The organism is Aeromonas sp. R4-3 (assembly GCF_040908275.1).
GTDB classification, from domain to species: Bacteria; Pseudomonadota; Gammaproteobacteria; order Enterobacterales; family Aeromonadaceae; genus Aeromonas; species Aeromonas rivipollensis.
In genome coordinates, this window is sequence record NZ_JBFODK010000061.1 from 217,556 (window position 1) to 224,388 (window position 6,833).

The following is a 6,833-nucleotide window of genomic DNA, read 5'->3' on the forward strand; positions in this document are numbered from 1 at the left end:
CCGTGGCGGCCTAGGTGACGAAAGGCAATAAAAAGAAGGCGGGTGACCGCCTTCTTTTGCTTATGCCCATCGGTGCTGTGGTCGTCGCGAAATGACCAGGACTACGCCCGATGAGTGCGGGCTTGCGCCCTCAACGACAAGTATTGGCAGAGTCATTCGAGCTTTACCATCAGAAACTGACGGGGCCAAACGTTTGCATCCGATAAAAGCGTGATCCAGACCAGGATTTTTTCTGTGGGCTGCCTTAGAATCGCCGCCCGTTGCTGGAGGTCCCCCTATGCTAGTCACTTTTCTGCGCCTGTTGTTTATCGGTTGCGCCCTGGTCTTTATCTTCATGCTGGTCCACGCCTGGTGGCACAAGCGGCGCCGGGGCGAGCTGGAGTCCACCCCCTTCTGGCCGGTGGCGGCCATCGGCTTCGTCGCCAACTTTCTCGACACCCTTGGGGTCGGCAGCTTCGCGGTCAAGACCGCCTGCTACAAGCAGTTCAAGCTGATCGACGATCGCCTGCTCCCGGGCACCCTCAACGGTCAGTGCGTGCTGCCGACCGTGACCCAGTCCCTCATTTTCATCGGCGTGGTCAAGGTGGATCCGCTCACCCTCATCAGCATGATGGCCGCCGCCGCCGCGGGCGCCGCCTGGGGTGCCCGTCATGTGGCCTCGTTCGATCGCCAGACCATCAGGCTGGTGATGGCGGTTTCCCTGCTGGTGGTGGCCGGGCTCATCTTCGCCGGGCTGCTGGGGCTCTTCCCCCTGGGCGGCGAGGCCATGGGGCTCAGTGGCTACAAGCTGGGAATAGCCCTGCTCGGCAACTTCCTGTTCGGGGTGCTGATGAATGTGGGCATAGGGTTGTTCGCCCCCTGCATGACGCTGGTCTATCTGCTGGGGATGAACCCGCTGGCGGCCTTCCCCATCATGATGGGGTCCACCGCCGTGCTCAGCGTCTTCTCGGCGGGCACCTTCATCCGCAAGGGGGCCTTCGATGCCAGGGCCGTGCTGGCGGTAGCACTCTTCGGCCCCATCGGCGTGGTGCTGGCGGCCATGCTGGTACAGTCCATGGACATGGAGATGCTGAAATGGCTGGTTGCCTTCATCGTCATCTACACCTCCTGGACCATGTACGCCTCCTGGCAGGCTGCGCGGCGTCAGCCCGAGTCTCAGCTGGCCGGTGCCGCCAGTTAGTCGACGGCCAGAGGCTGGCGAAGGCTTATCCGGTCCGCCTGATCCTGCCATGCCGCCTGGTGAGCGGCGCTTGCTGCGGGGCCGCCGCTGGCCGCTGACTGGAGGCGACCAGGGCGGCCTCGGCCTTGGCCCCGAGGAAGACATAGAGCCCCAGTGCCAGCAGCAATCCCACGGCGCAGCCCATCACCCCCACCGCAGGCCAGAGCAGTTCGTTCTGGCCGAGGGATCCCTTGAACAGCAGCAAGAGCCCCTCGATGGAGACAGCGATCAGGATGGCGGCGATGAAGCGGGTGATGGTGCGGCGAATGGCGCTGTGGCGGAAGATGTCCTTATGCAGCAGCACCTCCTCCTCCAGTATGGTCTTGCCCAGATCGAACACCGCTAGGGCCAGGGTCAGGAAGATGATGGCGCTGAAGGCGCCGAGCCGGTTCTGCTGGGTGCCACACAGCAGCAGATAGAGCTGCTCTAGGCCATGCCAGATCAGGGTTCCCACGATGAGAAACAGCGCCAGGCTCAGGATCACGTAGACGGCCCTGAACCAGGGGATGGCGCGGCGCCGCTCCCTGTCCCCCATCAGCCAGGCGATCAGTTGATGCAGATTGATCTCAAGCTCGCGGCCATGGCCCTGCACCTTCAGTCGCAGCTGCCCCTGCGGGGCCGGAATGGGGGGCAGGATCCCCGCTCTTGCCTGGCTCTGGCCCAGGATCTGCACGCTCAGCACGAAGGGATAGCCTTTGAGGGCCTCCTGGGGGAGGGTGAGCAGCCCCAGCAACAGGGGGGTCAACTCGGTTTCGTACTCCTGATAGCGCCGCAGCACATCGATGGGGCTCATCTCTGCCATATGGACCTCGGTCAAGTGGGCTCCTGAATAAAGCAGTGCAAATAGTGGGCCAGCTTTATGACAGCCAATGGGGTGGCGGATGCACCAGCAAGTGGCAAACACCGGCGAGAAGAGAGAAGGGTCTGCACCAGAAGGGGGCTCTGGCAGGGCGAGACGACAGAGGTAACAAAAAAGGGCCCTTCACGGGCCCTTGGTTCATTCCGGCAGGGCTCAGCCCGCCAGTTTGGCGAAGCTGCGCTCGGCGGCGGCCAGGGTGTGTTCAATCTCCTTGTCGCCGTGGGCCAGTGACAGGAAGCCCGCCTCGTAGGCGCTCGGCGCCAGATAGACACCCTCTTCCAGCATCAGATGGTAGAAGCGCTTGAAGCGTTCCATGTCGCAGCGGGTCACCTGTTCATAGCGGGTGATCTCGCTCTCTTCGGTGAAGAAGAAGCCGAACATGCCGCCCACATAGGTGATGGCGAGCGGAATACCATGCTTGGCAGCGGCGGCTTTCAGCCCTTCCGCCACCCGGGCCGTCTTGGCGCTCAACTGCTCATAGAGACCCGGCTCCAGCAGCAAGTCCAGCATGGCCAGACCCGCAGCCATGGCCACAGGGTTGCCGGAGAGGGTGCCTGCCTGATAGACGGGGCCGGTCGGGGCTATGTATTGCATCACCTTCTTCTTGCCGCCGAAGGCGCCCACCGGCATGCCGGCACCGATGATCTTGCCGAGGGTGGTGAGGTCGGGATCTATGTTGTAGTAACCCTGGGCGCCGCGCAGGGAGACCCGGAAGCCGGTCATCACTTCGTCCAGGATCAGCAGGGCGCCAAACTCGTCACAGATGGTGCGCAGCCCTTCCAGGAAGCCGGGCACCGGCGGGATGCAGTTCATGTTGCCCGCCACCGGCTCGACTATGATGCAGGCGATCTCGCTGCCGTACTGGGTGAAGGCTTCGCGCACCGAGTCCAGATCGTTGAACACACAGGTGAGAGTGTGTTTGGCAAAATCGGCCGGTACGCCCGGGCTGTTGGGCTGGCCCAGGGTCAGGGCGCCGGAACCTGCCTTCACCAGCAGGGAGTCGGCGTGGCCGTGGTAGCAACCTTCGAATTTGACGATCTTGTCCCGGCCGGTGTAGCCACGGGCGAGGCGGATGGCGCTCATGGTGGCTTCGGTGCCGGAGTTGACCATACGCACCTGCTCCATGGAAGGCACTATCTGGCGTACCTTCTCGGCCATCAGCACTTCGATCTCGGTGGGGGCGCCGTAGCTCAGCCCCTTCTCAACGGCCTTGATGACGGCGGCCTTGATGGCCGGATGGTTGTGACCCAGCAGCATGGGGCCCCAGGAGCCGATGTAGTCTACATAGGCCCGACCATCCACGTCATAGAGGTAGGCGCCATCGGCGTGATCGATGAAGCGGGGTGTGCCGCCGACCCCATTGAAGGCGCGGACCGGTGAGTTGACGCCGCCCGGAATGGTCTGGCGGGCCTGTTCAAACAGCTGATCTGATTTTGACATGGATCATCCTTAATGGGATTTTGGTCGTCACCCGGGCGCAGGCGGTCGATTGCGGCTCGGCAGGCTGCGGTGGGAGGAGTATGCTTTGCGCTCTCGCCACCCGGACTCCCGGTCTGCACCCGTGATAAATGAAACGGGCCGACTATAGCAGAAAGGCCCTGTGCTGGGCAGCCGAGCCGAGGCCGGGTGTTTCCGACCCTCGTTAGATGAGCGTGAATACCCATGGTGCAACAAGCTATCCCCCCTCGCGAGGCGACCACACAAGGTCGCCCACCTGCCCTGCAGCGCCTGATCCAGCGGGACAAGATGCCGCTGCTGGTGCTCTTGCTGGCCGCCCTGGTCGGTGTTTTGGCCGGACTGGTCTGCGGGTTGTTTGAATCCGGTGTGCACTGGCTGGCTCAGCAGCGAGTCCTGCTGCTGGCCGACCGCCCCTGGTGGCAACTCTGTCTGCTGGGCTTTGGTTTCAGCGCCCTGCTGGGGTTTGTCGGCTACTTCCTCACTCATACCTTCGCCCCGGAAGCGGGCGGCTCCGGCATTCCCGAGATAGAAGGGGCCATGGACGAGCTGCGCCCGGTGCGTTGGTGGCGGGTCTTGCCGGTCAAGTTCTTCGGCGGCATCTGTACCCTGAGCTCCGGCATGGTATTGGGGCGGGAGGGCCCCTCGGTGCAGATTGGCGGCAACCTCGGCAAGATGGTGGCGGATATCTTCCGGCTTCCCAAGGAGCATGGTCATGCCTTGCTGGCGGCGGGGGCAGCTGGGGGCCTGGCCGCCGCCTTCAATGCGCCGCTGGCGGGGATACTCTTCGTGATGGAGGAGATGCGGCCGCAGTTTCGTTACTCCTTCCTCGCCATCAAGGCGGTGGGGATCTCGGCCGTCATGGCGACCCTGATGCTGCAGAACATGAAGGGGCAGGCGCCAGTCATCAGCCTGCCCCACTACGATGCCCCGGCCCTGAAGGCGCTCTGGCTCTTCCTCTTCATGGGGGGCTGTTTCGGCGTGCTGGGCTTCGTGTTCAACAAGCTGGTGCTCGCCTGTCAGGACGGCTATCTGGCCCTGCACCAGAACAAACGCCACCGCTTCGTCGCCATCGGCATGCTGGTGGCAGGCACCTTCGGCGTGCTCTCGCTGTTTGCCCCCTCGGTGACCGGTGGGGGAACCGAGCTGATCCCTCACCTGGTGGGGGGCGACTATGCGATGGCGACCCTCTTCCTCATCTTCTCGGTGAGACTGATCGCCACCCTCATCTGTTTTTGTTCCGGCGCCCCCGGCGGCGTCTTTGCCCCTACTCTGGCACTCGGCACCCTGTTCGGGGTGATCTTCGGCCACCTGTTCCATGCGGCCTTCCCGGATCTGGGCATAGAGCCGGGCGCCTTCGCCATCGCCGGCATGGGGGCGCTCTTTGCCGCCACTGTGCGGGCTCCCATCACCGGCATAGTGCTGGTGACCGAGATGACGGACAACTATCAGCTGATCCTGCCCATGATGATCACCACCATAGGGGCCACCCTGGTGGCGCAATGGTTGGGAGGGCGCCCCATCTATTCCCAGATCCTGGAGCGAACTTTACGGCTCGCCGCGCGTCAAAAGCGGGGAGACGGCAGCGTGGCTGCCAGTTAACTCCTTGTTTATCCATATCAATCCGGCAAGGTCGCGTATAGTGAAGGGAAACAGGCCGTGGTATGGCGTGCTAATAGAAGAGGCCCTATGTCCCAAATCGTGAAGGTATTGGTGGTGCTGGCGGTGGGGGCCTGCATCGGCTATTTCATCGGGAATCGGCAAGAACTGGCCCAGAGCAGTCTGCTGACGGTACAGCAAGAGACCCTGGAGCGGCAGAGCAAGGCCATAGGTCAGCTCAAGACGGACCTGGGGGTCAAGGATACCTTGCTGGCGACCCAGAAGGCGGCCTTCGAACAGTTGCAGAAGACCCTCAAGGATCAGGAAGCCCAGGTGCAGGAGCAGAAGCGTCAGCTGGCCTTCTTCGAGCGGATCATGCGCCCAACAGGTGATCAGGTGGGGGTGACCATCGACAACCTGACCCTGCAGGAAACCAGCGTGCCGGGTCGCTATCACTATCGTCTGGCCTTGACCCAGCCCGCCAAGAAGCGGGAGCTGTTTCGGGGCCAGGTACAGATCAGGGTCGAAGGCAGTCTGGCAGACAAGCCCAAGATCCTCAGCGGGCGTGAGCTTGGCATGAAGGTCGGGGAGGGGCGCTATGCGCTGCGCTACTTCCAGCTGTTGGAAGGCAACTGGCAACTGCCGACAGGCTTTGTGCCGGATCGGGTGAGGATCATCATCGCCAAGGAGGGGCGCCAGCCGGCCCAGGAGTTGCTGGCGGAATGGAGTGAGGTACTCAAGCCTCTGGTGGCTCAACCAGCCCCCTTGCCCGTGGTGCAGTAAGAGAGTGGTGAATACTTGAACTAAATGGTCGGGTATTGGATAATTTCGCGGTTTCCATGTTTGTGGATCTAATGGTTGTGAGGTCAGTAATGAGTGCAGTAGCAGAAGCCCCGTTGCCAATCCAGATGACGGATGCGGCGGCGAACAAGGTAAAGACCTTGATTACCGAAGAAGAAAATCCCGAGCTCAAGTTGCGGGTCTACATCACAGGGGGGGGCTGCTCCGGTTTCCAGTACGGTTTCACCTTTGACGAAAAGATCAACGACGGGGATACCGTGGTCGAGAAGAGCGGCGTGACCATGGTGATCGATCCTATGAGCCTGCAGTATCTGGTTGGGGGTAGCGTGGACTACACCGAAGGTCTGGAGGGCTCCCGCTTTACCGTGACCAACCCCAACGCCTCGACCACCTGTGGCTGTGGCTCCAGCTTCTCCATCTGATTGGTCAGTGGCACACATTTGAAAGGGTCCGGCAGGACCCTTTTCTATTTGTGCATCTCCCTCTTATATATGAACCCTCTCTATATAGAGTCGGCTGCCTGGCCTGATCGGCCCGGTTGCAGTCGGAAGTGACCTCTTATGAGCCCTTGATGATGGCATTTTGCACGATCTGGTTGCAGATTAAACACTTGAACGTTTTTCTCAAAAAAACACATAGTTTTTGCTTGTCAGAAAGAATCAAGTCCCTATAATGCGCCTCCATCAGCACGGCGCAGTGCGCGTCTGGTCTGGCTTGCAAAGCAAACCAGTGAGGGTTATAGTTTCAGACCCTGCTCTTTAACAATTTGAATCAAGCAATCTGTGTGGGCACTCACAGCATCGAACATCAAACAATTTTGTTGATTTTCAATGTCTGGTGAAGTGACCAAGACAACTTCGGTTGTCACAGTTTATTTCAGCAATTCATTGAGCCGCTGAA

Annotated in this window: 6 protein-coding genes; 4 read left to right on the forward strand and 2 right to left on the reverse strand. The window is 61.2% G+C overall.

Going from position 1 to position 6,833, the window contains the following annotated elements:
- The first annotated feature begins 277 nt into the window (after positions 1 to 277).
- The gene (locus tag AB5Y91_RS19815; RefSeq protein WP_163147232.1) at positions 278 to 1,180 is read left to right on the forward strand and encodes a sulfite exporter TauE/SafE family protein; all 903 of its coding nucleotides are present in this window, start codon (positions 278 to 280) and stop codon (positions 1,178 to 1,180) included.
- A 25-nt stretch (positions 1,181 to 1,205) separates the two neighbouring features.
- On the opposite strand, the gene AB5Y91_RS19820 is transcribed toward AB5Y91_RS19815, so the two are convergent.
- Positions 1,206 to 2,021, reverse strand: coding sequence for a hypothetical protein (locus tag AB5Y91_RS19820; protein ID WP_368170612.1), 816 nt, complete (start codon positions 2,019 to 2,021; stop codon positions 1,206 to 1,208).
- Between the two features lie 210 nt (positions 2,022 to 2,231).
- A complete protein-coding gene (gene hemL / locus AB5Y91_RS19825) occupies positions 2,232 to 3,518 on the reverse strand; it encodes a glutamate-1-semialdehyde 2,1-aminomutase (protein ID WP_368170604.1) in 1,287 nt (428 codons plus the stop codon).
- 222 nt (positions 3,519 to 3,740) lie between these two features.
- Between hemL and clcA the strand changes: the two genes are divergently transcribed.
- From clcA to erpA, 3 genes are all read left to right on the forward strand, one after another.
- A complete protein-coding gene (gene clcA, locus AB5Y91_RS19830) occupies positions 3,741 to 5,135 on the forward strand; it encodes a H(+)/Cl(-) exchange transporter ClcA (RefSeq protein WP_368170605.1) in 1,395 nt (464 codons plus the stop codon).
- 87 nt (positions 5,136 to 5,222) lie between these two features.
- Complete coding sequence (locus tag AB5Y91_RS19835; RefSeq protein WP_163147234.1) at positions 5,223 to 5,915, forward strand: DUF6776 family protein; 693 nt, start codon at positions 5,223 to 5,225, stop codon at positions 5,913 to 5,915.
- Positions 5,916 to 6,004: 89 nt separating this feature from the next.
- Complete coding sequence (gene erpA / locus AB5Y91_RS19840) at positions 6,005 to 6,355, forward strand: iron-sulfur cluster insertion protein ErpA (protein WP_025328177.1); 351 nt, start codon at positions 6,005 to 6,007, stop codon at positions 6,353 to 6,355.
- Positions 6,356 to 6,833: the final 478 nt, after the last annotated feature.

Bases quoted from the DNA above. Each gene is read 5' to 3' on its own strand.
- AB5Y91_RS19815 (WP_163147232.1), top strand. From the start codon at position 278: ATGCTAGTCACTTTTCTGCGCCTGTTGTTTATCGGTTGCGCCCTGGTC.
- AB5Y91_RS19820 (WP_368170612.1), bottom strand. From the start codon at position 2,021: ATGGCAGAGATGAGCCCCATCGATGTGCTGCGGCGCTATCAGGAGTAC.
- hemL (WP_368170604.1), bottom strand. From the start codon at position 3,518: ATGTCAAAATCAGATCAGCTGTTTGAACAGGCCCGCCAGACCATTCCG.
- clcA (WP_368170605.1), top strand. From the start codon at position 3,741: ATGGTGCAACAAGCTATCCCCCCTCGCGAGGCGACCACACAAGGTCGC.
- AB5Y91_RS19835 (WP_163147234.1), top strand. From the start codon at position 5,223: ATGTCCCAAATCGTGAAGGTATTGGTGGTGCTGGCGGTGGGGGCCTGC.
- erpA (WP_025328177.1), top strand. From the start codon at position 6,005: ATGAGTGCAGTAGCAGAAGCCCCGTTGCCAATCCAGATGACGGATGCG.